General features: G+C 46.7%; 19 protein-coding genes. 14 read left to right on the top strand and 5 right to left on the bottom strand.

Going from position 1 to position 26,721, the window contains the following annotated elements; translation table 11 throughout:
- The first annotated feature begins 1 nt into the window (after position 1).
- The 10 genes from D3795_RS04705 to D3795_RS04660 all read left to right on the top strand — a co-directional run bounded on the left by D3795_RS04705 (position 2) and on the right by D3795_RS04660 (position 16,084).
- Positions 2-1,963, top strand: coding sequence for a monovalent cation:proton antiporter-2 (CPA2) family protein (locus D3795_RS04705; protein ID WP_156266686.1), 1,962 nt, complete (start codon positions 2-4; stop codon positions 1,961-1,963).
- Positions 1,964-2,086: 123 nt separating this feature from the next.
- Positions 2,087-3,304 carry an efflux RND transporter periplasmic adaptor subunit gene (locus tag D3795_RS04700; protein ID WP_156266684.1) on the top strand — a complete coding sequence of 406 codons (1,218 nt, stop codon included), beginning with the start codon at positions 2,087-2,089 and terminating at the stop codon, positions 3,302-3,304.
- Positions 3,297-6,473, top strand: coding sequence for an efflux RND transporter permease subunit (locus tag D3795_RS04695; RefSeq protein WP_156266682.1), 3,177 nt, complete (start codon positions 3,297-3,299; stop codon positions 6,471-6,473). The genes D3795_RS04700 and D3795_RS04695 overlap by 8 nt, the downstream gene beginning before the upstream one ends.
- Positions 6,474-6,550: 77 nt before the next feature.
- The gene (locus tag D3795_RS04690) at positions 6,551-7,282 is read left to right on the top strand and encodes a DUF599 domain-containing protein (protein ID WP_156266680.1); all 732 of its coding nucleotides are present in this window, start codon (positions 6,551-6,553) and stop codon (positions 7,280-7,282) included.
- Positions 7,283-7,383: 101 nt separating this feature from the next.
- Positions 7,384-8,334, top strand: coding sequence for a succinylglutamate desuccinylase (gene astE, locus D3795_RS04685; protein ID WP_310942410.1), 951 nt, complete (start codon positions 7,384-7,386; stop codon positions 8,332-8,334).
- Positions 8,335-8,420: 86 nt separating this feature from the next.
- The gene (locus D3795_RS04680; RefSeq protein WP_156266678.1) at positions 8,421-9,620 is read left to right on the top strand and encodes a thiamine pyrophosphate-dependent dehydrogenase E1 component subunit alpha; all 1,200 of its coding nucleotides are present in this window, start codon (positions 8,421-8,423) and stop codon (positions 9,618-9,620) included.
- Positions 9,620-10,597, top strand: a complete 978-nt coding sequence (locus tag D3795_RS04675) for an alpha-ketoacid dehydrogenase subunit beta (RefSeq protein WP_156266676.1) — start codon at positions 9,620-9,622, stop codon at positions 10,595-10,597. Before D3795_RS04680 ends, D3795_RS04675 begins: the two co-directional genes overlap by 1 nt.
- Positions 10,598-10,609: 12 nt before the next feature.
- Complete coding sequence (locus tag D3795_RS04670) at positions 10,610-12,190, top strand: dihydrolipoyllysine-residue acetyltransferase (protein ID WP_156266674.1); 1,581 nt, start codon at positions 10,610-10,612, stop codon at positions 12,188-12,190.
- Between the two features lie 143 nt (positions 12,191-12,333).
- A complete protein-coding gene (locus D3795_RS04665) occupies positions 12,334-13,098 on the top strand; it encodes an EAL domain-containing protein (RefSeq protein ID WP_156266672.1) in 765 nt (254 codons plus the stop codon).
- Positions 13,099-13,150: 52 nt separating this feature from the next.
- Positions 13,151-16,084, top strand: coding sequence for a ligand-binding sensor domain-containing diguanylate cyclase (locus tag D3795_RS04660; RefSeq protein WP_156266670.1), 2,934 nt, complete (start codon positions 13,151-13,153; stop codon positions 16,082-16,084).
- On the opposite strand, the gene D3795_RS04655 is transcribed toward D3795_RS04660, so the two are convergent.
- Positions 16,074-16,859 (bottom strand): SDR family oxidoreductase, encoded by a 786-nt coding sequence (locus D3795_RS04655; protein WP_156266669.1) that lies wholly within the window; start codon positions 16,857-16,859, stop codon positions 16,074-16,076. The two genes, D3795_RS04660 and D3795_RS04655, sit on opposite strands and share 11 nt — an antisense overlap.
- 3 nt (positions 16,860-16,862) lie before the next feature.
- A complete protein-coding gene (locus tag D3795_RS04650) occupies positions 16,863-18,410 on the bottom strand; it encodes an AbgT family transporter (RefSeq protein ID WP_156266667.1) in 1,548 nt (515 codons plus the stop codon).
- 31 nt (positions 18,411-18,441) lie between these two features.
- Here D3795_RS04650 and rnhB point away from each other — a divergent pair, with 31 nt between their 5' ends.
- Positions 18,442-19,071 carry a ribonuclease HII gene (gene rnhB / locus D3795_RS04645; RefSeq protein ID WP_375294518.1) on the top strand — a complete coding sequence of 210 codons (630 nt, stop codon included), beginning with the start codon at positions 18,442-18,444 and terminating at the stop codon, positions 19,069-19,071.
- Here the strand turns inward: rnhB and argE are convergent.
- Positions 19,049-20,179 (bottom strand): acetylornithine deacetylase, encoded by a 1,131-nt coding sequence (argE, locus tag D3795_RS04640; protein WP_375294525.1) that lies wholly within the window; start codon positions 20,177-20,179, stop codon positions 19,049-19,051. The genes rnhB and argE overlap by 23 nt on opposite strands.
- A 76-nt stretch (positions 20,180-20,255) precedes the next feature.
- The gene (locus D3795_RS04635; protein WP_156266661.1) at positions 20,256-20,831 is read right to left on the bottom strand and encodes a hypothetical protein; all 576 of its coding nucleotides are present in this window, start codon (positions 20,829-20,831) and stop codon (positions 20,256-20,258) included.
- Between the two features lie 161 nt (positions 20,832-20,992).
- Here D3795_RS04635 and D3795_RS04630 point away from each other — a divergent pair, with 161 nt between their 5' ends.
- From D3795_RS04630 to D3795_RS04620, 3 genes are all read left to right on the top strand, one after another.
- Positions 20,993-21,925 carry an isopenicillin N synthase family dioxygenase gene (locus tag D3795_RS04630; RefSeq protein WP_156266659.1) on the top strand — a complete coding sequence of 311 codons (933 nt, stop codon included), beginning with the start codon at positions 20,993-20,995 and terminating at the stop codon, positions 21,923-21,925.
- 98 nt (positions 21,926-22,023) lie between these two features.
- Positions 22,024-23,748 (top strand): bifunctional metallophosphatase/5'-nucleotidase, encoded by a 1,725-nt coding sequence (locus tag D3795_RS04625; protein WP_156266657.1) that lies wholly within the window; start codon positions 22,024-22,026, stop codon positions 23,746-23,748.
- A complete protein-coding gene (locus tag D3795_RS04620; protein ID WP_156266655.1) occupies positions 23,745-24,926 on the top strand; it encodes a multidrug effflux MFS transporter in 1,182 nt (393 codons plus the stop codon). Before D3795_RS04625 ends, D3795_RS04620 begins: the two co-directional genes overlap by 4 nt.
- Positions 24,927-25,075: 149 nt before the next feature.
- Here the strand turns inward: D3795_RS04620 and D3795_RS04615 are convergent, their stop codons facing one another.
- Complete coding sequence (locus tag D3795_RS04615) at positions 25,076-26,635, bottom strand: AbgT family transporter (RefSeq protein ID WP_156266653.1); 1,560 nt, start codon at positions 26,633-26,635, stop codon at positions 25,076-25,078.
- Positions 26,636-26,721 lie beyond the last annotated feature (86 nt).

Raw genomic sequence — 26,721 nt, 5'->3', positions numbered from 1 at the left:
TGTGAATAGCGGATTTACTGATATTCTGCTGTTATTAGCCATAGCTGTTGTATTGGTTTGGGCGTTTCGAAAAGTGAAACTACCAGCAATATTAGCTTACTTAACCGCTGGAATTATCGCGGGCCCTGATGTCATGGCATGGATTGCCGACCCCGACGAATACCACTTTGTTGCTGAACTTGGCATTGTGCTGCTTCTTTTTTCACTTGGTCTCGAGTTTTCACTTCCCAAAATGATTGCGATGCGAAACCAAGTGTTTGGCTTGGGTGCAGGGCAGGTTGTGCTCTGTACCGCTTTATTTGCTTTGCTTGCGGTTTATTTTGTAGACGATTGGGTCAGCGCATTTATTATCGGTTGTACGTTGGCACTTTCGTCAACCGCCGTGGTTATCAAGCAGCTAGGCGAATCATCTCAACTTACCTCAAAGAAAGGGCAAATGACCGTCGCGGTTTTGCTCTTCCAAGACATTGCTGTTGTCCCCATGTTGATCATTATTCCTCTACTTGCATCAAGTAGTGACATTTCGATGTGGGAAAGCCTTGGCTATGCCTTATTGAAAGGAACAGCGGTGGTGTTAGTGCTTATGGCCATTGGCAAGTGGGTGCTACCGCACGTGTTTCGAGAAATTGCAAAGCTAAGAACAGACGAATTATTCGTATTGGCGACCTTGCTCGTTGCGTTAGTTGCTGGTGGTATGACGCACTTGTTTGGCTTATCAATGGCGTTAGGCGCATTTTTAGCCGGCATGATGTTAGGTGAGAGTAAATATAAGCACCAATTGGAAGCAGATATTCGGCCGTTTCGCGACATTTTAATGGGCTTGTTCTTTAGCACGGTTGGTATGCAACTTGATCTTGATGTGTTCATCGCCAATCTCCATTGGATAATAGGAATTGTACTAGGTGTTGGTTTAATTAAGTTGGTCATTGTACGAGTGCTAGCCGGATTCATGGGGGAGCGCAAAGAAGACGCCTGGGGCTCTGGTTTAATGTTATTCCAAATGGGTGAATTCGGTTTTGTATTAGCGTCGCTGGCATTAAGTTTTGAGCTTTTTGATGCAACCACAGCTTCTATTTTGGTTGGTGTTGGTGTGTTTGGTATGGCGCTAACACCACTCATGATTCAGCGCTGCAAATCACTTGTCAGCTATATCATTCGACCAATAACTCAACATGATGAAGACAATTTGCCACATCCTACCGACGAGCATTCCCGTGTATTGATTTTAGGGTTCGGTCGCGTTGGGCAAACCATAGCTCGATTTTTGAATAACGAAGGGATTGATTATTTGGCGATTGATCACGATGCCAAGCGCGTCCAAGAAGCGGTTGCCGGCGGCCAAAAAGTGTTTTTTGGTAATGCTGTTCGTCGCGATATTTTACGAGCAGTGCACGCTGACGAGGCTGAGCTGATCATCATTAGTTTTGCCGATGATGAGCGGGCGCTAGATGTTCTTAAGGCGATACGGAATCTGAATGAACATGCCGAAATTATTGTTCGAAGCCGGGACGATATGCGCCTCAAAGCAATGATGGAAGCTGGTGCTACCCAAGTTGTGCCCGATACGTTAGAAGCAAGCCTCATGTTAGTTTCACAAATTCTAAGCCGCTCTGGTGTGCCCATTCGGAAAATACTTTCCCGACTAGATCATGCGCGTCGCTCACATTATGGCGATATGCACGGATTTTATCCTGGTGAGACGACGGATATGGATCCTGAAAAACTGGATCGTCTCCAATTTCTTCACGCGGTAGCACTACCTAAAAATGCATTTGCGTGTGGCAAAAAACTGATTGATTTAGGGTTAGATGATTTGAATCTTCAAATCAAATCTGTGCGTCGAGGTGAACAAGAGTTCACCGAAGTTCATGGTGATTTTGAACTATTGCAAGATGACATTGTGTTGTTATCTGGAGGTCCTCGCGCAATTGAAGCTGGCGAAAGTTATTTGTTGAACGGTTAAGCGTAATTATTCGGTTTCGTTTACAACTGCTAACACATTGTTACTAACGGCTTTGGTCAGTTTTAGTCATACTATACGCTAAGAAATTTATTTAAGAATTTTAACTTACGGAACTGGGATGTTATGGCCTTTAAGAAACGCGCACTATTACCCCCTCTCATTTTAATTGTCGCAATTCTATTGTTGATTTTAATGACGGCACTACGCCCGAAACCACCGCAGCGAAGCAATGAGCGACCGCCAGTATTGGTAGAGGTGGTCGAAGCAAAGGCTGAAAATATCCGTTTCCAAGTTAAAGGCCAAGGTAACGTTAGACCAAAGCATATGACCAATTTGGTTACCCAAGTCAGTGGTCAAATTATCGAAATATCGGACAACTTTGAAAATGGTGGCTTTTTTAATAAAGGCGATGTGATTGTTCGTATCGACCCTGCTGATTATCGTGTTGCATTGCAAAGTGCTAAAGCATCACTGGCGCAAGCTAAGGCAGCCTTAGCAGAGGAAAGCGCTCGAGCGAAAGTCGCAAAAGACGAGTGGGAATCACTACAAATGGGTGAGATTCCAGCGTTAGGTATTCGTGAGCCTCAGGTCGCTAGTGCGGTTGCTGCTGTTCAGTCAGCTGAAGCGGGCGTTGCGAAAGCACAACGTGATTTAGATAGAACAGTGATTCGTGCTCCTTACGATGGCATTCTGCAGAATAAAAACGTCGATATTGGCCAGTTTGTCACAATGAATACGCAGGTTGGTGCGCTTTACGGCTCAGAAATTGCAGAAGTACGTGTGCCGTTGAGTGACCGTGACTTAGCTTATATTGATCTTCCTGAAGCGAATCATGATGGGGCTTATCCACATGTTGCATTAACCAGTGATGTTGCTGGGGTGAAATATACTTGGCACGGCAAACTCGTTCGTAGCGAAGGTGTACTTGATCAAAATAGCCGCGTGATTTATGGCGTTGTGGAAGTAGAAGACCCGTATAACTTAAAATCAGATCGTCATCCTGTACCTCTACGGTTCGGTCGTTTTGTCGAGTTAGTGATTGACGGCATCGAGGCTCAACAGGTATTCCAAGTGCCGCGCTATGCACTTTCAATTAACAACACGCTTTGGGTTGTTGGTGAGGACCGACGTTTAGAGCAACGTGACGTCAATATCGTACGATCAGAAGCGCAGCATGTTGTCATTAACGAAGGTTTAGATAACGGCGATTTAATCGTTCTAACGCAGTTATCGAATGCGCTACCAAGCATGAAAGTGCGTATTCCGGGCGACCCAATCATCAAGCAGCAAGAAACCAAAGAGCAGCCGGCTGAAGTTGTAGCAGGTAACGACAATGAGTAAGTACGATATCGATCCGAAAAAGGGCATTATTGCTTGGTGGGCCAATAACTCAGTTGCCGCCAACCTATTGATGGCACTGATTATTATTACCGGTATTTTCATGGTGGGGCAGGTGCGTAAGCAAATGTTCCCTGAAATCGAGCTGAATATTATCAGTATTCAGGTACCGTTCCCGGGCGCTGCGCCGCAAGAAGTAGAACAAGGCGTATTAGTTCGAATTGAAGATGCTATTGAAGACGTGAATGGTATTGAGCGGGTTACTTCAACTGCCCGTGAAGGCAACGGCTCGGTTTCAATTGAAGTCGAAAGTGGGTACGACGTTCAGGTTGTCATGGACGAGATAAAAATGCTCGTTGATGCAATTCCTAGCTTCCCGCAACAAATTGAAAAGCCAAATATCTACCGAATCCGCCCGCAGCGCCAAGTGATTTGGATTAGTGTATTCGGCGATGTGAATGAAGCCACGCAAAAAGAGCTCGCCAAACAAATTCGAGACGATATTAAAGATATTGGCGGCATTACCAAAGTTGAAGTGGTCGGTGCACGCGATTATGAGATTTCGGTGGAAATTTCAGAAGCTGACTTACAACGTTATAACTTGACCTTCCAAGATATTGTCACAGCCATCCGAGGTACGTCGTTGGATGTTGCCGGTGGTTCAATTCGCACGCCAAACGGCGATATTTTGCTACGCGCAAATAACCAAGCCTATGTTGGTAATGAGTTTGAAAAAATTGTTTTGATCAAACGGCCAGACGGCACTCGTTTGACTTTGGGTGACATCGCAACCGTACAAGACGCGTTTATTGAGCGTCGTCGGTTCACACAATTTGACGGTAAAATGTCGACTTTTGTGCGTGTTGACTCAGTTGGCGACCAAAATGATTTAAGAACTGCAGAGTTGGTAAAGAGTTACATTGATCGCAAGCAAAAAGAACTTCCTCCGGAAGTTCAAATCGCGCACTGGGGTGATTCATCGTATTACCTCCAGGGTCGACTCGATTTAATGATCGACAACATGCTTTTTGGTGGTGCGCTTGTGTTTATTATGCTGGCGTTATTCTTGCAGCTACGCTTGGCATTTTGGGTCATGATTGGTATTCCTTTGTGTTTCTTAGGTACCATCGCACTGATGCCACTCCCCATGTTTGATATATCAATCAATATGATTTCACTGTTTGGCTTTATATTGGTGCTGGGGATAGTGGTCGATGACGCCATTGTTATTGGGGAAAGTGCCTATTCTGAGATTGAAAAGAACGGTAAATCAATTGATAACGTGGTGATTGGAGCGAAGAAAGTGGCCATGCCGGCGACGTTTGGTGTACTCACCACCATGGTGGCGTTTATTCCGATGCTCATGGTTGAAGGTGGCATGGGCGCCATTTGGGAATCTATTGCGTGGGTTGTTATTCTATGTCTGGCGTTCTCACTGGTTGAATCAAAGTTTATTCTGCCGGCCCACATTGCACACATGAAATTCTCCAAAGGCGGTAATGAGAAGCAAAATGGCTTCCAGCGTGTCCGTAACAAGATTTCTAATGGTTTGCTCTATTTTGCTAAGACTTACTATCAACCGTTCTTGAAGAAGTGCCTACATTATCGTTATACCACGCTCGCTGCTTTTATCGGCTTGTTTATTCTTTCGATTGGTTTAATCGCCGGTGGTACAGTGCGCTGGGTATTCTTCCCAAATATTCCAAGCGACTTCATTCAAGCCAATGTAACGATGCAACCTGGCGCTTCTGAAGAGTCAACTATTCGCACGTTGCAGACAGTTGAGCAAGCGTTGCTTGATGTGGATAAAAAAGCTGAGCAAGATGATGGCGAAAACATTATCAAACATATCAACGTGTGGATGAATGGAACCACTAGCGGCACCGTTTTCGCTGAGCTTGAAAAGGGCGAAGATCGTAACCTTGATGGGTTTGCGATTATCAATAATTGGCGTGAATCGACCCCCGAAATTGCTGGCGTGAAAGCGCTAAACTTCCAAGGAAGTATTGGCGGCGGCGGTGGTTTTGACGTTGAGTTTCAGCTAACCGGTGAAAACCTTGAAGAACTTGCCGCAGCCGCAACTTTATTGAAGCAAGATCTTGCCCAATTCGACGGTGTTTTTGACATTGAAGATACCTTTGGTGAAGGTAACGACGAAATTATTCTTGAACTGAAGCCTTTAGCTACGGCTATGGGAATTACGTTGCAAGAGTTAGCGAGCCAGGTTCGTTACGCTTTCTACGGTGCGGAAGCGCAGCGTATTCAGCGCGATGATGAAGAAGTGAAAGTCATGGTGCGTTATCCACTGTCAGAGCGTCAGTCAGTTGGTAACCTTGAAGATATGAAACTGCGTACAGCTGAAGGTTCATTAATTCCGTTTACCGAGTTAGCGGATGTACGTTTCGCGAAAGGCTACAACACCATTACTCGTATTAATCGAGAGCGCTCAGTAAACGTGCGTGCTCGTGTCGATAAAGAGAAAGTGCAGCCGTTTGATATCGTGCGACAGGTTCGTGAGGGCAAAATTCAGCCGATTCTTGATCGCTATCCTTCGGTAGGATTCCAACTTGAAGGCGCATCACAAGATGAAGCCGAAGCGACCAATTCACTGGCGCTTGGATTTATGTTGGCACTATTTGCTATTTACGCATTAATGGCAATTCCATTGAAATCATATAGTCAGCCGTTGATTATCATGTCGGTGATACCATTTGGCATGATTGGCGCGGTAGTTGGCCATTGGATTTTGGGTATGCCAATTTCCATTCTGAGCTTGTTCGGAATTATTGCGCTGGCTGGGGTTGTGGTGAACGATTCACTGGTAATGGTTGATTATGTTAACCGCGCCAGAGCGGATGGTGAGAGTTTGCGAAAAGCCGTCAGTGAGGCTGGGGTTGCACGCTTCCGTGCGATTATTTTGACCTCATTAACAACGTTTTTCGGTCTTGCACCGATTGTGCTTGAGAAGAGTATGCAAGCTCAGCTGGTTATTCCAATGGCCATCTCATTAGCCTTCGGTATTCTATTTGCAACGGTCATTACGTTATTACTGGTACCGTGCTTGTATTTGATTCTGAACGACACGCGTCGTGGCGTGAAGACTATGTTGAGCTGGTATGGTCTGACCAAGCCCCCAGAACCGAAATCAGAACAACAAAATTCCGTCACATAATGTTAAACTATTGACCTTACACTAATAGATGCTAGCAGCAATTGTGCTGCTAGCAGTTAGTCACAGGAAGGTCATGCATGAACTTGGCGCTTATTGACATCGTCGCATTGGTGTTTTTTGTGTCTGTCTGGGTTATCTACACCCAATTTGCACGATTGCGAGCTCGCACAACCTACAGTCTGTCTCACATTTTGCGTCAACTGCGCATTGATTGGATGCGCACACTCACCCGAAAAGAGCACCAAATTGCTGATGCGGCGTTGCTCGGGAACGTGGAGCGTACGGTCACATTCTTTGCGTCATCAACTGTTCTGGTACTAGCTGGTGTACTAACGTTATTAGCGTCGGCTGACAAAGTGGTTGAAGTGCTTCATTCAATTCCGTACACCGCTGATACGGCACCAGACAAAGTGCAATTTAAACTCGCCGTGCTGTCGCTATTGTTCGTATTTGCCTTCTTTAAATTTACTTGGTCGATTCGGCAGTTTGGATTTGTCTCAGTGCTTATGGGGGCAGCGCCACAATATCGCTCCACCGAATTTACTGATGAACAACGAGAGATTTTTGCTCGACAAGCAGCCAAAGTCATCGATCAAGCTGGCCATGAATATAACAATGGACTGCGTTCGTATTATTTTGCGCTAGCGTACTTATGTTGGTTTATTCACCCATACTTGTTTATCGCATCGACGGCAGTTGTCGTGGCAGTGTTGTATCGACGTGAATATCGCTCAAAAGTACTCAGAGCCTTGCTCGCGACAAAAGGGTGGGAGCCAGGCCCGATCAAAGAAAATGGAGAATCACAGTGACACTCGATGTATTGAAGTGGACGATTGCGAGTTATTTCGAAGCCACAGGGCAAGCTTTGCCAGATTTGCCAGACGTACTTGGCCCTTATGAGGGGGAATCGCTGGTCGGCACGTCATTACGTACCGAAACCTCTCGAGTTGAGTTTTGGGACGCAGGGGTTATTGCGGTGGAACCCGATCAACCTGGCAATAAAGACGTTATCTTTTCATGCGCAGTACACGGTGACGAAACAGCGCCCATTGAAATAGTGCGTGACATGGTTAGAGACATCCTTGCCGGAAAGTTACAGGTACAACATCGCACGCTGTTCCTTATTGCCAACCCCGCGGCTATAGTTAACGGCACGCGGTTTATTGATGTGAATATGAACCGATTGTTTAGCGGCGCTCATGCTAAAGGCGATACGCCTGAGCACCGTCGCGCGGCTAAACTTGAACAGTATGTGTCTCGTTTTTTTAAACAAGAGCGCCGTTATCACTATGATTTGCACACGGCGATTCGAGATTCAGCTCACGAGAAATTTGCGGTGTACCCATTTACCCATGGCGGCCCATATAAGAGAGAACAACTGACATTTTTAGCTGAGTGCGGCGTTGATACTATTTTATTGAATCAAGCACCGACCACGACCTTCAGCTACTACAGTGTTCGCGAGCACAATGCTGATGCGTTTACCGTCGAATTGGGCAAAGTTCGTCCATTTGGCGAAAATGATATGAACCGATTTGCTGATGCTGACACGATGTTTCGTAAACTTATCAGTACAAGTGAATTGGAACTTCCTCAGTTTGATAGCAACCGTCATCACGTTTATGACGTAAGCCGTTCTATCGATCGCACGGCTGAAGATTTCCGACTAAATTTTGCCGATGACGTCGCGAATTTTACCGAGTTTGAGCTGGGGCACCTGTTGGCGGTTGATGGCGAGAATGAATATACAGTAGAGCAGTCAGGGGAACGGATCATTTTCCCCAATGCCAAAGTAGCACTCGGACAGCGCGCTTTACTGACCGTTGTACCTATGCCAGTTGAGAATTTGAAACTGGTCTGATTTTTAACTTTTTATGACGCACCTTGTTTGCATGTCAGTTGACGTAAAGGTAAAGTGTGCGCAATTTTTCTTAGAACGAGAAAGTTATGGCGAAAGATAAACAACATCAGCTGGACATCGTGACCAAACCGCAGTTTATTGACGGTTCGGCGTTGAAGATTCCAATGCTACAGATCCTCGCTGAGGACGGTACCATTCGCAAAGGTGCAGAGCAGCCAGAAATGGACAAAGAGCTCGCTCTTAAGATTTTCGACACGATGCAATTTATCCGTATTTTGGACGAGCGCATGATTGCAGCGCAACGCCAAGGTCGGATTAGCTTTTATTTGTCGTCGTTGGGTGAGGAGGCTGCCAGTATCGGTTCAGCAGCGGCACTAAGTGACGACGACATGATCATGGGCCAATACCGTGAGCAGGGCGCGTTAGCGTTTCGTGGCTTTACCGTAGAGCAGTTCATGAATCAGCTATTCTCGAACGAGCGCGACCTAGGTAAAGGCCGTCAAATGCCGGTTCACTATGGTTGTGCAGAGTTGAACTTTATGACCATTGCGTCGCCATTAGCGACTCAAATTCCTCAAGCAACGGGTTATGCTTATGGCCAGAAGATGGATAAATCAGGCAACTGTACCATTTGTTACTTTGGTGAAGGCGCAGCCTCTGAAGGCGACTTCCACGCAGCATTAAATATGGCTGCGGTTTATAAAGTGCCAGCGATTTTCTTCTGCCGTAACAATGGTTATGCCATTTCAACGCCTTCACAGGGCGAGCAGTATGCCGGTGACGGTATTGCACCGCGCGGTGTTGCTTATGGTATGAAGACGATTCGCGTCGATGGTAACGATCTATTTGCTGTGTACAAAGCTACGCAATTGGCACGTCAATTAGCGGTTGAAGAAAATGAGCCTGTACTGATTGAAGGTATGAGTTACCGTATGGCGGGACACTCAACCTCGGACGACCCTACCGGATATCGTACCCGCGAAGAAGAAGATGCGTGGCGTGCAAAAGACCCGGTTGTACGTTTCCAAAAATGGTTACAGAACCAAGCTTGGATTAGCGAAGACGAAGCACAGAAGAACTATGATGAGAAAAAGGCAGCAGTATTGGCGGCATTGAAGTCGGCTGAAACTGTGCCTGTGCCGCACATCGATGAGATTATCGAAGACGTTTATGACACGCCACCGAAGCATCTCAAGAAACAACTTGAGGCGCTGAAAGCGCATATTCGCAAATATCCGGAAGCTTATCCGAAAACTGCGTCGCGTATTGATGGGGGTGACAAATAATGGCCAAGATGAATCTTTTACAAGCCATCAACAATGCGCTTGATATCGCCATGGCGAAAAGTGACAAAGTTTATAGCTTTGGTGAAGATACCGGTGCGTTTGGCGGGGTGTTCCGCGCAACTTCTGGTTTAACCGAGAAGTACGGTCGTCACCGCAACTTTAATACGCCGTTGGTTGAGCAGGGTATTTTAGGTTTCGCTAACGGTTTAGCATCGCAAGGTAGTTATGCGGTTGCTGAAATTCAATTCGGTGATTATATCTTCCCAGCGTTCGACCAAATTGTGAATGAATCAGCAAAGTTCCGTTATCGTTCAGGTGATGAGTTTAATGTTGGTGGCTTAACCATTCGTACTCCTTACGGCGGTGGTATTGCCGGTGGTCATTACCATTCACAATCACCAGAAGCCTATTTTGCCCATACACCGGGCTTGAAGATTGTGATGCCACGTAATCCATATATGGCAAAAGGTTTGTTGCTAAGCGCTATTTTTGACAAGAACCCTGTGTTGTTTATGGAACCGAAGCGTCTTTATCGCGCGTCGGTCGGTGAAGTACCAGAAGAAGAATATACCCTTGAACTTGGCAAAGCTGATGTGGTGAAAGAAGGTAAAGATATTACCGTATTAGCTTGGGGTGCGCAGGTTGAAATGGCCGAAAAAGCGGCTGAAATGGCTGCGAAAGATGGTATCGATTGTGAAGTGATCGACTTAGTTAGCATCCTCCCGTGGGACGTTGAAACCGTTGCTGAATCAGTGCGTAAAACAGGTCGCTTAGTCATTACCCAAGAAGCACCAATTACCGGTGGCTTTGCCAGCGAAGTGGCGGCAACCATTCAAGACGAATGTTTCTTGTACCTGGAATCGCCAATTGCTCGCGTTTGTGGTTTAGACACGCCATACCCGTTAAGCCACGAAAAAGAATACTTTGTGGATCACCTGAAAGTATACGAAGCGATTAAAGCTTCGATGACTTACTAAGAGGCCTTTGATATGAGTAAAGATTTTATCTTACCAGACATCGGCGAAGGTATTGTCGAGTGCGAAATCGTCGAGTGGTTGGTTAAAGAAGGCGACAGCATTAAAGAAGATCAGCCAGTGGTTGATGTGATGACTGATAAAGCTCTAGTACAAATTCCAGCCAAAGAAGATGGCGTTGTTGCGAAGCTTTATTACGAAAAAGGTGATATTGCCAAGGTGCATGAGCCGTTATTCGCAATCGACAGCGGTGACTCTAGTTCTGAGAATAAACCGGTTGCAGCCGAGCCGAAGCAAGAGGCCGCTCCTAAGCAAAGTGACTCAGGTAGCACAGTTACTGACTTTATTCTGCCGGATATCGGCGAAGGTATTGTTGAGTGTGAAATTGTTGAATGGCAGGTAAAAGAAGGCGATACCATTGAAGAAGATCAGCCTGTGGTTGATGTGATGACCGATAAGGCGCTGGTACAAATTCCTGCTAAAGAAAACGGTGTTGTTGAGAAGCTTTATTATAAACAAGGCGATATTGCCAAGGTGCACGAGCCGTTGTTTGCGATTCGTGTCGCTGGCAGCGCCTCCGCTTCGAATGCGGATCAATCAGCACCCGCAGCTTCGAGTCAGCAAGAATCAACAGCGACAAGTGCTAAACCGAAAGCTGGCAGTGTCGAAGCACCAGCTGCAGCACGCCAAGGTAAAGCAATTGCTAGCCCTGCAGTTCGTCGTCGTGCCCGCGAGCTAGATGTCGATATTAGTCAGGTATCGGGTTCTGGCGCCAAAGGTCGCGTGATGAAAGAAGACGTTGAGGCGTTTGCGAAGGGTGACCATGCGAGCCCAGCGGCGGCATCGACAGCAGCCGCGAACACTGGCACAGCTCAAGTAGCGAAAGCTGGCGGTACGCACGTCGAGCCAATTCGTGGCGTGAAAGCGGCCATGGCTAAGCAAATGATGAAGTCGGTCAGCACTATACCGCACTTCACGTATGCCGACGAATTTGATTTGACCAACGTGATGGCGCTGCAGAAGCAGTTGAAAGAACGTTATGCCGATGAAGGTATCCGCATCACCATGATGCCGTTCTTCATCAAAGCCTTGTCGCTTGCGTTGAAAGAATTCCCTGTGATGAACGCGCAGGTCAATGATGATTGCACTGAAATCACTTACTATGACGACCATAACATTGGTATGGCAGTAGATACCAAGATTGGTTTATTAGTACCCAATGTGAAACAAGTACAGAACAAGAGCATCATTGAAGTTGCTGAAGAAGTGACTCGCTTAACCCAAGCGGCCCGTGAAGGTCGCGTGGCGCAAGAAGATATGAAAGGTGGCACCATTTCCATCTCGAATATCGGGGTCATTGGCGGCACGGTTGCAACGCCAATCATCAATAAACCAGAAGCGGCGATTGTCGCCCTAGGCAAAGTGCAAGAACTACCGCGCTTTGATGCCAATGGCAACGTTGTGGCGCGTAAGATCATGACAGCAAGCTGGTCGGGTGACCACCGCATTATTGATGGCGGAACTATTGCTCGCTTTAACAAACGCTGGCAGGAATTTTTAGAAGATCCTACCAGTATGTTAGTGCACATGAAGTAACTGAACATTCAAATCAGGTTATGTCTATAAGAAGGTCAGCTTGTTGCTGACCTTTTTTATTGCCCGATTAAACTAAATTCCTAAAGCTAGTCGTATAAGTGACGATAACTAAGTATTCGGTTAAAAATAACGTAAAGGCAACTATGGACTTTCCTGATTCGATTAAACAACAAACCTGCCGAGATTGTTTAAGTGGTCAATCACTTGGTTTCGAGATTCGTATGGCTTTTCAGCCGATTGTTGATTGGCATAAGCAGCATATTGTATCGTATGAAGCCCTTGTTCGCGGCCCTGAAGGTCAGGGCGCAGGATGGGTCTTTGAGCGAATAAATGAAGATAATCGTTACTACTTTGATCAAGCTTGTCGTGTGAAGGCAATTGAAACTGCCGCGCGCTTAGGATGTGATACGTTTTTAAACATCAATTTCTTGCCGAATGCTGTTTATAACCCCGAAACTTGTATTAAAGCGACAATTGAAGCCGCGGATATGTATAAATTTGACATGACAAAGCTGATATTCGAAGTAACGGAAGGCGAGCAAATAATTGATAAAAACCATTTGCAACGTATATTCAGCAGTTATTCAAAGCGTGGATTTAAAACTGCGATTGATGATTATGGTTCAGGCTTTTCGCGAATGGACTGGCTAACCGATCTACGTCCTGATATTTTGAAATTAGATATGCAACTGATCCGTGACATTGATCAGTGCCATGAAAAACAAAATGTCGTGCGAGACGTTGTTAAGGTATGCAATTTACAAGGAACTCAAATTTTAGCTGAAGGAATAGAAAGTAAAAATGAGTTAGATTGTTTGTTAGAACTTGGTATTCATTTGTTCCAAGGGTATTATCTAGCAAAACCAGCATTAGAAGAACTGGTGACAGTCCCGTTCGATGAGTTCTAAATGAGAGTAACTTATAACGGGTGCTAACAACAATTAACAGGGAGTGTGGGCAATGCACTTATGGCGTTTCGGTTTACTCTGCGTAATCGCCTTACTAAGTGCAGTTTCACCGGCACTCGCTGAATCACTTCCTCTTAGCAAATCACTCGAAAGTAAGTCGACACCATTAAATCAATATGCGTTGCGCAGTTGGAATACGCGCGACGGATTACCGCATAACTCAGTCAATCGCATCACCCAGTCAAATCAAGGTTACCTCTGGCTTGCCACGTGGGAAGGACCTGTTCGATATAATGGACGGACGTTCAAGATATTTGACGATACCAACGTGACCAAAATGCGCGAAGCTGGAGCTTTAAGCGTCGCGTATAACCCGAGTGACGACGAGTTGGTATTTAGTGGCCCGCGCGGGAGCATCGTTAGCCATATTAACGAACAGTGGAATCCAACCATTGTTGGCGATAATTTTGTCTTCGATACAGTGCGCGATGCAAGCGGTGCCACTTGGGCCGCAACCGCGAATGGTGTTTATCGAATCGCTGAGCAGCAGCGGCCAATTCATTACACGGCAGCCCACGGTTTACCAACAAATTTTTCGTTTCGAATATTTATAACGGCAGCGCCTAATCAACGAACACGACTCTATGTTGGAACGCGCCGGGGGTTAGCTTATTACAATAATCAAACCGATTCGTTTGTCCCGGTTGAATCCGTATCACCAGCACAAGTACGTGCCATGACGTTACTCGATAACGGCACATTTATTGTCGCAAACGACGATGGCTTGTTTTATCAGTTGCCGAATTCAGATGAGTTTTTGCCTTGGCCTGTAGCCATGAAAGACCGAGTTACAGCGCTTACTGAGGCATCCGATGGTTGTTTAATTATTGGCACGTTCACCCGAGGTTTAGGGCGTTTGTGTCATGATTCGGAAGATTGGCTTAGTGTCGAGAATGGCTTACCCAACTCACACGTTCTCGATATCTACCGTGATCAAGAAGACACACTATGGATTGGCACCCACGGTGGTTTGGTGCAGTTGCGTGAGGCGCTGTTTCGTAGTTTTACCCCTCATCACGGAGTGAAAGGTGCCTATGCACGTTCAGTGAATACCGATAGAGACGGGCGTATTTGGGTGGGAACCAATGACGGAATTAGTCATCAGGTAAATGAGTCAGAGCAGGGCACAGTATTTAAAGCTTTGCGTGGCGATCCGCTGCTTGAAGCGTTATCGGTATTAAGTATTGCCCATGGAGAAAGCGGGGTCATCTATGTCGGTACCTATACCGACGGACTTTTAAAGCTAACTGATGGTAAAGTCACCGCGCAATTAAGTCGTAAGACTGGCTTTTCGAGCAATGAAATACGGGTGGTACTACCCATTGAATCGACGAACTTACTGCTTGTCGGAACGGCGCGCGGGCTGTATTTAATTCGAGTACGTAGCGACGCGTTTGAGATTGTTCGTCATTACAGCACTGCCGATGGCATGGCAGCAGATTTTGTCTCGTCAATTACCATGGATAGTGCCGGTGCCTTATGGGTGAGTTCGACGCTTTCATTAACTTACCTTCGTCCCGTCGGAGAGTTTCAGTGGCAGCCAAAACCGATTGATTTAGCTTCATTTACTGGGGCTAGCAACATATTTTCTGGAACATTTCACAATAATCGTATTTGGTTCGCAACCGATCATGGCATGTTGACTCGATCTTTAGAAACGGACGATTGGCATTGGTTATCGCGACGAAATGGTCTGCCATTTGATAAAACCTTCACAATCAACTTCGATAAAAACGATAATCTGTGGCTAGGGGGTGCTCGCGGCATTGTTCGAATTACAAAAGACGATTTAAAAACGTGGATGATGGATAATCGCAAAACCATCAACTATCAATTATTTACCGAAGTGGATGGCATGGTGAGTCGTCAGTTAACTACCGGCGGACCGGCTTCGGTTATCGATCAGCAAGGTTCGTTGTGGTTTGCGTCAGCGCTAGGTGTCGTGACGATTAATCCGCAACTGGTTGATGATTATCGCAAGGTATCGCCAGCGCCAGTGATTGAGTCGGTAACGATTGATACAGGCGAAATTCATGCAACTAAACTGATTCCAGCGGATAATACGAGAACCGAATTTCGTTACGTGACGCTTGGCTATCACATGCCTGAATCGTTGCAGTATCAAGTTCGGCTGGAAGGATATGATAGTCACTGGATTGATCGTGGTAATCAATTAGAAACCGCATACACGGCGTTATCACCGGGAAAATATACATTTATGGTACGAAGTCGTTACCCGGGGGGAGAATGGTCAACGGTCACTTCAATTGTACTTGAGAAGCAAGCTTTCTTTTATCAGCGCCCTTGGTTTTGGTTTGTTTTCTCAATTACGCTGATTTTGTTGTTAAGTTTGAGCATCCACATTCGTATTCGCTCGCTGCAAGGAACAAAACGCCGATTGCAGCGTTTAGTTCAGAAAAAAACGCAAGAACTTGAAGCAATGGCGATGCAAGATACCCTAACGGGTCTAGCGAATCGACGTGCATTTGACCAGCAGCTTGAAGATGAATTACGAAATAGTCGACGCTATGAAACGCCGCTTACCGTTGCACTCATTGATATTGATTACTTCAAGAAAATTAATGACACTTACTTACATACAGGCGGTGATGTGGTGCTGCAACATGTTTCGCGTCTACTGGAGCAACAAATTCGAGAAGTGGATAGTGTGGCGCGTTGGGGTGGTGAGGAATTTGCAATCATCTTCCCACAAACGCCTCTGGCTGATGCTCTTGTAGTACTCGAACGGATTCGTCGCGCAACTGAAAATATGCACATAGAAAAGTTTGAACAAGCGAAGATTACGGTCAGCATTGGTGCTACAGAATTAAGTGATGAAGAGAGCTCTGCACAGCTGTTAAAAAATGCGGACAGAGCTCTGTATACAGCAAAAGAGCAGGGGCGTAACCGTATTGTTACCGGTTAGCAATCATTCGTCGCACCAGACCAGGGAAAAAGCGTTGTAGAAACGGTGCGAGTTTGGAAAGCCCTGAACCGACAACCACTTCTGCTTTTTTCGCGGCGATTGCTTCAAGCGATTTGCGCGCACAGGCTTCGGCTGAAATACCACCGGCATTATCTGGGTCTTCATGGCCAAGTGCTGAGCCATCACCGGTTAATGAATTATGAGCGACCTGCGTATTGATAAAGCCAGGTAATATTGAAGTGACCGTTAAGCCATACTGCGCCATTTCTGCCCGCAATGAATCCATGAAACCAATGACCCCAAACTTAGCCCCGTTATAGCCGCTGCGAAGTTTTGTTCCGACTTTGCCCGCCACACTTGAGACTGTCACAATTTGTCCGGCACGGCGTTCTACCATGCGTGGTAACACCAGTTTGGTCAGCGCAATCACGCCGAAATAATCAATTTCCATCAATTGTCGATATACCGACATATCGGTTTCTAGTATCAACGATCGTTGCGACACGCCTGCGTTGTTAATCAAGATATCAATCATTTGGTCACCCAGCGTATCCTTGGCCATTGCCGCGGCCTGCTCGGGCTGGCTCAAATCCAGTGCCAGAACTTGATGACGTTCAGGATGAGCCAATGACTGTCGAACTTGCTCAAGCGCATCCTGACGACGTGAGGTAAGAATCAAATGAGCGCCAGCCTCAGCCAGCTGTTGTGCCATGGCTAAACCGATGCCAGAAGAGGCACCGGTTAACCAAACGGTTTTACCTTGGAAGTAACGCATTGGTTAGCCTGCTGGGTACACGTAGTTTGCTTGGAAACCAAGCGGAATACCAATCATCCAATAGATAATTAAAAAGGCTGACCACACCACCAGCAACGTCATTGTAAATGGCAACATCATAGCGACCAGTGAGCCGATGCCCGTGCCTTTAACGTAACGCTGGCAATACAACACCACTAACGGGAAGTATGGCAACAATGGCGTGATGATATTACTAATTGAGTCACCGACGCGGTACGCAGCTTGGGTCAAATCAGGTGAGTAACCCAACTGCATCAGCATTGGTACGAAAATTGGTGAAATCAACGCCCATTTAGCAGACGCGGAACCAATAAACAGGTTGATGAATGCCACTAAGATAATCATACCCACCATGGTTACGCCGCCGCTCAATTGCAGCGAGCTTAAGAACTGCGCGCCTTTAATGGACAACAGGGTACCGAGGTTTGAATCACCGAAGGCTTTAATGAACAAGGCACAGAAAAATGCCATGACCATATAATAAGCCATATCTTCCATTGATTTCGACATAGCCTTAATGACATCTTGTGAGCTCTTGAAGCTACCAGAAATGAAACCATGCACGATGCCTGGAATGATAAATAGTAAGAAGATAAGTGGCACGATCATTTGCATGAGCGGTGCTGTAAATGATGCAAGCTCGCCAGTAGCATCAGCAAGTGGCGTATTTTCGGCCGAAGCAGCGAAATACAAACCAACAAGTCCCGCCACCATAGTTAAAACACCAGCATAGAACGCTTTACGATCACGAGGCGTCACATCATCAAGCGCCGGCATGTCTTCTTGGTCGCCATCAATAGTTGCCGTGCGCTGCAAGCGTGGTTCAATAACACGGTCTGTGAGGTACCAACCGACAATCACGACAACAATTGCTGAAGCAGCAGTAAAGAAGTAGTTATTCAACGGATTGAGTTGAATTGCTGGGTCAAGAATTTGTGCTGCGCTTTGTGTAAAACCTTGTAGCAACGGATCAATTGCTGAAGGTACGAAGTTGGCACTGAAACCACCGGAAACACCGGCAAATGCGGCCGCAATACCCGCTAATGGGTGACGACCGGCAGCATAGAAAATCACACCGCCTAATGGAATCACCAGAACATAACCAGCGTCAACCGCGGTATGACTCACGATAGCTACAAGAATCAGTACCGGGGTTAATAACATTTTCGGCGTGACATTGAGCATCAATTTTATAGCAACGTTAATAAAGCCACTTCGCTCAGCAACCCCGACACCTAACATCGCTACAAGCACAACTCCTAAAGGGGCGAAGCCCATGAAGGTGCCAACCATATTGGCTAAGAAATTCGCCATTTGGTCACCAGCCAGCAAATTTGTAATGCCAACATTTTCGCCAGTAAGCGGATGAACAGCATCAAATTCAATGCCAGAAAGCAGATAGCTGAAAACCCATACGATGATTAAAAGACCAAAAAACATCACCGCTGGATCAGGAAGTTTGTTACCGACTTTTTCAACCTTATCCAGCAAGCGATTGAGAAAAGTCGATGATTCGTAAGAATCACTCATGTGGAAACCCCTTGTTGTATTGTTATTATGTATGAGACGAAAGTATCATACCGCATCAACCGGCAACAACAAGACGAAAAGCATGATTTGTGGAACAGATGAAGCAGGCCGTGGGCCAATCGCAGGACCCGTGGTGGCTGCGGCGGTTATTCTAGACCCGAATAACCCAATTGAAGGCATTAATGATTCGAAGAAGTTGTCTGAGAAAAAACGCGAAGCCTTGAGTGCTGAAATAAAAGAAAAAGCGCTGTATTGGGCGATTGCACAGTGCGATGCCGATGAAATTGATGCCATTAATATTTTGCAGGCGTCATTATTGGCGATGAAGCGTGCTGTCGAGGCATTGCCAGTACAACCGGAAAAAGTACTGGTTGATGGTAACAAGCTGCCTCAACTGAACGTGCCAGCTGAGGCTATTGTTGGTGGTGATGCGCTTGAAGCTTGTATTGGTGCTGCATCTATTTTGGCGAAAGTCGAGCGAGACCGGCAAATGCTTGCGTGGCATGAGCTCTATCCACACTATGATTTCGCCAAACACAAGGCGTATCCAACAAAAGCTCATTTAGAGGCTTTAGCGGAGCACGGGCCATGTCCGGTTCATCGGAAAAGCTTTGGCCCCGTGGCTCGAATGATCGCGGCTACATGCACACCTGACGAATAAGGGCCCGTAGCTGATTTTGTGCGGGCGCAATTTCATCTATTTGGATAAATTCATCAGGTTGATGCGCCTGCGCAATATTGCCTGGGCCCATGACGATAGTTTGACAGCCGAGTGCTTGCACAAACGGAGCCTCGGTGCAATAGTTCGCCGGTTGTGCGGCATTACCCGTTAACTCACTTGCTAACCGAACAATTTCAGCATCTTTGTCGCAGCGATAGCCGGGTACCGGTTCATGCATGTGCTCAAGGCACACAGCCCCGGGGTAGCGCGCTTTCACCTCAGCTAAACGATGATCAATCAGACCATAAAGCTCACTAATATTCATACCAGGTAGCGGGCGCATATCGATATGTAGCTCGCAGCACGCACAGATACGATTCGCGGCGTCACCGCCATGAATGGCACCGAAGTTTAGTGTTGGGTAGGGTACTTCGAATGCATCGTCGTGATAACGCTGTTGGAATTCTTTTTGAATGCCACGCAGCTCAGTTATGACATCATGCATGATTTCAATGGCGTTGATACCAGCCGCAGGATTTGAGCTGTGCCCTGACTTACCCGTGATACGCACGGCTTCGGTCATGTGACCTTTGTGGGTAACCACTGGGGTCATCGAGGTTGGTTCGCCAATCACTGCAAAATCAGGCTTCAAGTGACCAAAAGCGTCAAGTTCGCGGGCGCCTGCCATGGTGGTTTCTTCATCGGCGGTGGCAAGAATATACAATGGCTTTTTCAATTGGCGGAGGTCAGTGCTGCGCAATGCCTCAATCACGAATGCAAAAAAGCCCTTCATATCAGCTGTGCCTAGCCCATATAAGCGACCGTTGTCTTCACGTAGTTTAAATGGGTCTTGTGTCCAGCGGCCTTCATCCCATGGCACTGTATCGGTGTGTCCAGCCAACATTAAGCCGCCAGATTCAGCGCCTTCGGGAATATAATGCGCAAGCAGATTAAATTTACCAGCCTGGTGGTCTAGTTCATGAATATCGATTTGAAAGCCGAGACATTCGAGCCATGTTGCCAGTTTGTCGATAACGGGCTTGTTACTGGTATCCCAACTTGGGTCGAGGCAGGATACTGAAGGAATCGCGACGAGTTCGCGATACATTTGAATAAAGCTAGGAAGCTGCGGCACAACGAATCTCCAAAACGATCATCAATGTGCCACAGCATAGCGCATTTAATTAAAAGTGATAACTACCGCGGAAGCGAACACCATCACCATATTCACTATCTTGATAGCCCACACCAACCGATAGGTTTGAATCGATGTAATAATTCACACCAAATTGGTATTGATTATCACTGCCAGCGTCGGTGTAGTCGATCCAACCAATACCGCCATAAAATTCAAATTGGTCAATGCGTTGACGCAAGTTACCCTCAACGCCCCAGAAGTTGCTATCGACAGAGCCGAAATCAACATGACCGGCACGTACGCCAACATCTGCTGTCAAGCCGCTGCTTAGCCAGAAATAGCGACCGAGTTTAATGCTTAATGCGTCACTGCTACTGCCCGCATCATTATCAAAATTGCGATAGTAACCGCTCACGAAATATGGCGATTTGAATTCGTAAGAACCTTCAACGACAATGCTGTCGCCGCCGTCATGATCAGCAACACCGACACCGAAATAATTGTAGGCTGCATAGCCTTGGTGTTGGGTCTGATTTTGTTGCGTTTGTGCACTTGCGGTACCTGCCAGAGCAAGACCAGCGGTCAATAATGCGACAGAAAGAACACTGTGTTGCAATTTCATCGTGATTTACCTCACTTTTTGCTAGAATCTGCAAATTACGGTAGCAACTTAAGATTGTAAGCAAAAGGCGGTTTACGCAAGATTTACCCTTGTCTAGACAGGCTAAAATCCTTAGCATATACGCCTATTTTGATATCTTCATTCCCTAGGAAAAACGTTTCATGAAATCCATTCCGCATATTGATATGAGCTTGTATGGCCAAAACTTTGATGCTTTCGCACAACACGTTGGTGAAGGCTATGAAACCAATGGTTTTGTTGCATTAACCAAGCATGGTATTGACCAGCAGTTGATTGATAATGCGTTGGATATCTGCCGCGAATTATTTGCGCTTCCTGAAGACGTGAAAAAGCAGTATCACATTCCGGGTGGTGGCGGTGCGCGCGGCTATACGCCATTTGGTACTGAAATTGCGAAAGACGCGAAGCACGTTGATTTAAAAGAGTTTTGGCATGTGGGGCGTGAAATTGATGGTGAACCACCGTTCCCGCAACTCACACCGAATGTATGGCCACAAGAATTGCCAGAATTCAAAGCCAAAATTTTGAAGCTATATGACGCGTTAGATGCTTTGGGCCTTCGGGTTTTGGAAGCTTTAGCTGTTTACTTAAAACAGCCACGTGATTTCTTTAACGATAAAGTGAACTTAGGCAACTCAATTTTACGCCCACTTCACTACCCACCAATTATCGACGAAGGAACACCGTCAGTGCGCGCTGGCGCTCACGAAGACATTAACGTATTGACACTACTAGTCGGTTCGCGTGAGCCAGGCCTAGAAGTACTTGCCAAAGATGGCTCTTGGATTCCGGTAACTATCATTGAAGGCGCTATTATCTGTAATGTTGGCGATATGCTACAGCGTTTAACCAATGGTGTGTTGCCATCAACGACCCACCGCGTGGTCAACCCGCCAGCGCCATACAGTCACAAATCACGTTATTCGATTCCGTTCTTCTTGCACTTCAACCCAGACGTGATGATCACGCCGTTGGAGAGCTGTATTTCGGAAGAGAATCCGAATCGTTTTGAACCAATCAGTTCGCATGATTATTTGATGGAGCGTCTCCGCGAAATCGGCTTAGTGAAGTAAAACCAACGTTACTCGTTATTCGTTATTGGTTACTCGTGAAAGCGAAACAAACTTCGAATAACGATTAACGAGTAACGAAACACGTTTTTTGAGGGGGGATGATGAGAGCTTGGGTGTTTGTTTTAGTAAGCAGCTTGATGTTGGCGGGCTGTGCTCAATTATCTGAGCCGCAGCCATTTGAACTGACCATTGCCCACGTGAACGATCATCACTCACATTTATTGCCGATGGAGCGCACTGCGCTGACCGTTGATGGCGAAACCTATCGTGTTGAAACTGGCGGCTTCGCTCGTGTAGCGACGAAAATTGCTGATATTCGCGCAAGCCAAAACAACGTATTAGCGCTACATGCCGGCGATGCGATTACAGGTACGCTGTTTTATACCCTGTTTGATGGCGCTGCAGATGCGGCCTTAATGAACCTGATTTGCTTTGATGCGTTTGCGTTAGGGAATCATGAATTTGATAACGGTGATACAGGGCTCAAACGATTTTTGGACTTTTTAGGCATGAGTACCTGCGGTACGGTCGTACTTGGTGCCAACGTGCAACCTGAAGTGGGTGTATCGCCACTAACGGAAAAAACGCGCTGGGATAGCTTTAAGCCTTATGCGGTTTATAACGTGGGTGGCGAGCGCGTTGGCGTGATTGGTCTGGATATTGCCATTAAAACGAAGAACTCATCGCAACCCGATAAAACCACCGTATTTGCGGATGAGTATGAAACCGCAAAATACTACATTGATGAACTTCGCGGTTTGGGTATCGAAAAGATTGGTTTATTGACGCACATTCAATATCGCAACGATCTGGAGTTGGCTGAGCGCCTGCCAGCGGTAGATTTTATTATTGGCGGTGATTCGCACACATTGCTTGGCGATTTTGGTCGCTATGGCTTGCCGAGTGTTGGCCCTTATCCGATGCAAGTAACCAATGCCGATGGTGACGCTGTATGTATTGCCCATGCGTGGCAATATAGTCAGGTGGTTGGCGAGCTCGATATCAATTTTGCAGGTGACCACGTCAGTGATTGTGGCGGACAAGCTCATTTCTTGGTTGCCGAAGATGCACCTGCAGCCATTCAAAAAATTCCTCAATTTGCTGCTGTTGCGCCAAATGCAGAGGCGGAAGCCTTGTTAGACCGATATCGCACGAAGCTTGATGAACTCACCTTACAAGTGATTGCGAATGTTGAACAGCGTCTCTGCCTGAAACGTATGGGGCTAATGCTATCAGCTGAATGCGGGGTAGGGCGTCAGTCCGATGCTCACCGCGTGGTAGCCGAGGCGTTCTTGGCGAGTGCACCGCAAGCAGATTTTTCTTTGCAAAACGGTGGTGGGGTTCGTCGTGAAATCACCGCCGGTGAGTTTACCGTTGCTGATGCATATAGTTTGCTACCGTTTGCCAACACGCTAGTTGAAGTTCAAATTACAGGGCGCGAAGTGAAGCAAGTACTTGAGCAAGCGTTGGCATATGCTATTTCTGCGGGTGGTTCCGATGGTGCCTATCCGCACGGCGCTGATATTCGCTTTAACGTAGATATGAGTGCTGCTGACGGACAACGCATTAGCGCACTCGAAGTCGTTACCGAGAATGGTTGGCAACCAATTCAGGCCGACCACATGTACACTATGATCACGAATAGTTTCTTGGCTTCAGGGAATGATGGTTGGGCGTTGTTAGGTGACTTATCAGAACAGGGGCGTACCACAGATACGTATGTTAATTACGCACAATCATTTGTTGATTGGGCCCGCAAAATAAAAACAATAAAACGGCCGAATTCGCATAGCACACAAAGCTATCGAGCGGCTGAACAATGACAGTTTATAACGTTTCCGACAAAGCACGGTTTGATTTAACAGTTATCGTTCTTGCCTTATTAACGGCCTTCGGGCCGTTATCCATTGATATGTATCTGCCAGCTTTTGGCGATATTGCCGCAAGTTTCTCCACTGAATCAAATCGGGTTGAATTATCTCTGACTTCGTTTTTCCTTGGGCTCTTCATAGGTCAGCTGCTTTACGGTACTGCGTCAGATCGGTTTGGCCGCAAGCCGCCATTATATTTCGGCATTGTGTTATACGTGGCCACATCAATAGCTTGCGCCTACGCACCGAATCTCGAGAGCTTAATCGTGTTGCGCTTTTTGCAAGCCATTGGCTCTTGTGCGGGGCTTGTGATTGCTCGCGCCATGGTGCGAGATTTATATACACCACAGGCTTCTGCGCAAGTATTTAGCTTCTTAATTTTGGTGATGGGAATTGCGCCAATACTCGCGCCATTAGCGGGTGCCTATGTCACTGCAGCATGGGGCTGGCAATCGATATTCATTATTGTGGCAAGCCTTGCTGTGGCATGTCTCGCGATTGTTCATGTGCGTTTACCCGAAACTCGCGCACCGAATACAGCCGTAAGAATTCGGTCAAGCTTGCCAATTTATTGGAGCGTTTTGCGCGATCCGAGTTTCTTACGATATTCCTTAAGTGGCGGTATCGCGCAATCGGGTCTATTTGCCTACATCACCGCCTCACCACTGGTTTTTATTGACCATTTTGGCCTCTCGCCGACGCATTACAGTTGGTTATTTGGTGCGAACGCTGTTGGCATTATCGGAATGGCGCAATTAAACGCTTGGATTCTTCGTCGCCGCGATTCGCGCAAAATCCTCAACAAATCATTGCCGATACTTGGTGTCGTATCCGTGCTTCTGATTGTCGCTGGTTGGAATAACTTCGGGTTAGTTGGCGTGCTAGTGCCATTATTCCTGTATATCAGTACCTTGGGTATGGTATTTCCCAATGCGATGGCTGGAGCACTCGCTGAGCAGCAAGAGCGAGCCGGTTCAGCCTCAGCAGTCACGGGAAGCCTTCAGTTTTTGATTGCAGGCATTATTTCGGCGTTGGTGAATGTATTGGGGCATCAGCATGAGTTGGCGATGGTGTTTGTGATGGGGGGCTGTGGTTTGACGGCGCTCATCATCTATCGCCTCCTGCGCTGAAGAGCAACGTTATTCGTTACTCGTTATTGGTTGTTCGTGAAAAAGAAAAACCTCCGTGCACTTGGTACACCGGAGGTTTTTTTGTTTCGTATTTAGCTGTTTCGAATAACGAATAACGAATAACGAATAACGAACAACGAGTAACGCCTTTACGGGGTGTAGTAGGTTGGGGTGTTGACGCCCACCGGCATATCTAACGCGAAAACCCACAAGAAGAACAAACTCGCCCAACCCAGCAAGAATACAATGGTGTATGGCAGCATCATCGCAATCATCGTACCGATACCAGTATCTTTCTTATAGCGAACAGCCACGGCTAGTATCAGACCAAAGTAACTCATCATTGGGGTAATGATATTAGTAACCGAGTCACCAATACGATAGGCGGCTTGGATGACCTCTGGGGCGTAGCCGATCAGCATGAGCATTGGCACGAAAATTGGTGCGGTGATAGCCCATTGTGCTGATGCTGAACCTAGCATGAGGTTCACGAAAGCACACATCAAAATGAATAAGACGAATACTGATGGCCCGGTTAAACCAACTTCTTGCAAGAAGGTTGCACCCTTAATGGCGAGAATGCTACCAAAGTTCGTCCAGCCAAAGAAAGCAACAAACTGCGCGGCAAAAAATACGAGAACAATATACATGCCCATGGTGCTCATGCTTTCAGACATTGCATCAATAACATCGCGGTCGCTACGCATGACCTTGGTAATGCGCCCGTAGACGTAACCAGGAACAGCAAAGGTAATAAAGATAAAGGCAACGATACCTTTTAGGAACGGCGAGCCCGCTACTTCACCAGTTTCAGGGTTACGCAGAATGCCCCATTCAGGAACAATCGTCAGAGCTAGCAAAATACCTAACACCAAGAAACTAAGGCCAGCGCCGATTAAACCTTTCTTCTCGATTGAAGTAAGTGCTTCAATTTTTTGTTCGCTTAAATTAATAGACGCTTCTTTCGGATTATATTTACCAAGTTTTGGTTCAACGATTTTTTCGGTAACAACGGTACCCATGATGGCAATTAGGAACGTTGAAATGAACATGAAATACCAGTTCGCTTCTGGGCCAACATAATATTCAGGGTCAATAATGTTCGCTGCTTTGGTGGTGATACCAGCTAGGAGCGGGTCGACGGTACCAATCAGTAGGTTCGCACTGTAACCAGCCGAAACTCCTGAGAACGCGGCAGCTAGACCGGCAAGTGGGTGGCGGCCAAGTGAATGGAAAATCATGGCGGCAAGTGGCACGAGCACCACGTAACCTAGTTCCGCAGCCGTATTTGAAACGACACCAGCAAATACAACGGCAACGGTAACCGCACGCGGGTGTGCGTTCATCACTAAACCGCGCATTGCGGCTGAAAGCATGCCTGATCGTTCAGCAATACCAACACCAAGTAAAGCCACTAATACGGTGCCAAGCGGGGTAAAACCGGTGAAATTGGTAACCAAGCCGGTGACAATGCGTTGCAAGCCTTCAGCATTGAGCAAGCTGACAACTTCGATTATTTCCCCACCTGGGCGCGGATCTTGCGCACTCAGGCCAAAGTAACTGGCGATTCCGCTAAGAATGACGATACCTAACGCAAATAACGCAAATAAGGTAATAGGATGAGGTAGAAGGTTACCGAGCCATTCGACAGTGTCGAGAAAACGCGTAAATGCGCCGCGCTTTTCAGTAGGTTGTGAGGCTTGCGTCATGCAATTCCAGCTCCTGTATTTCGGGTTGTTTTATTGTAATAAGGGCCGAATTGTACACATAAAAAAGGCCAATCGCGAGGATTGGC

The organism is Pseudidiomarina andamanensis, from assembly GCF_009734345.1.
Lineage (GTDB): Bacteria > Pseudomonadota > Gammaproteobacteria > Enterobacterales > Alteromonadaceae > Pseudidiomarina > Pseudidiomarina andamanensis.
The sequence above is the reverse complement of the archived record's forward strand: the minus strand, read 5'-3'. Positions and strand labels throughout refer to the sequence as shown.

Coding starts and splice junctions, on each gene's coding strand:
- D3795_RS04700 (WP_156266684.1), top strand. CDS start 2,087: ATGGCCTTTAAGAAACGCGCACTATTACCCCCTCTCATTTTAATTGTC.
- D3795_RS04695 (WP_156266682.1), top strand. CDS start 3,297: ATGAGTAAGTACGATATCGATCCGAAAAAGGGCATTATTGCTTGGTGG.
- D3795_RS04690 (WP_156266680.1), top strand. CDS start 6,551: ATGAACTTGGCGCTTATTGACATCGTCGCATTGGTGTTTTTTGTGTCT.
- D3795_RS04680 (WP_156266678.1), top strand. CDS start 8,421: ATGGCGAAAGATAAACAACATCAGCTGGACATCGTGACCAAACCGCAG.
- D3795_RS04675 (WP_156266676.1), top strand. CDS start 9,620: ATGGCCAAGATGAATCTTTTACAAGCCATCAACAATGCGCTTGATATC.
- D3795_RS04670 (WP_156266674.1), top strand. CDS start 10,610: ATGAGTAAAGATTTTATCTTACCAGACATCGGCGAAGGTATTGTCGAG.
- D3795_RS04665 (WP_156266672.1), top strand. CDS start 12,334: ATGGACTTTCCTGATTCGATTAAACAACAAACCTGCCGAGATTGTTTA.
- D3795_RS04660 (WP_156266670.1), top strand. CDS start 13,151: ATGCACTTATGGCGTTTCGGTTTACTCTGCGTAATCGCCTTACTAAGT.
- D3795_RS04655 (WP_156266669.1), bottom strand. CDS start 16,859: ATGCGTTACTTCCAAGGTAAAACCGTTTGGTTAACCGGTGCCTCTTCT.
- D3795_RS04650 (WP_156266667.1), bottom strand. CDS start 18,410: ATGAGTGATTCTTACGAATCATCGACTTTTCTCAATCGCTTGCTGGAT.
- rnhB (WP_375294518.1), top strand. CDS start 18,442: ATGAGACGAAAGTATCATACCGCATCAACCGGCAACAACAAGACGAAA.
- argE (WP_375294525.1), bottom strand. CDS start 20,179: ATGTATCGCGAACTCGTCGCGATTCCTTCAGTATCCTGCCTCGACCCA.
- D3795_RS04635 (WP_156266661.1), bottom strand. CDS start 20,831: ATGAAATTGCAACACAGTGTTCTTTCTGTCGCATTATTGACCGCTGGT.
- D3795_RS04630 (WP_156266659.1), top strand. CDS start 20,993: ATGAAATCCATTCCGCATATTGATATGAGCTTGTATGGCCAAAACTTT.
- D3795_RS04625 (WP_156266657.1), top strand. CDS start 22,024: ATGATGAGAGCTTGGGTGTTTGTTTTAGTAAGCAGCTTGATGTTGGCG.
- D3795_RS04620 (WP_156266655.1), top strand. CDS start 23,745: ATGACAGTTTATAACGTTTCCGACAAAGCACGGTTTGATTTAACAGTT.
- D3795_RS04615 (WP_156266653.1), bottom strand. CDS start 26,635: ATGACGCAAGCCTCACAACCTACTGAAAAGCGCGGCGCATTTACGCGT.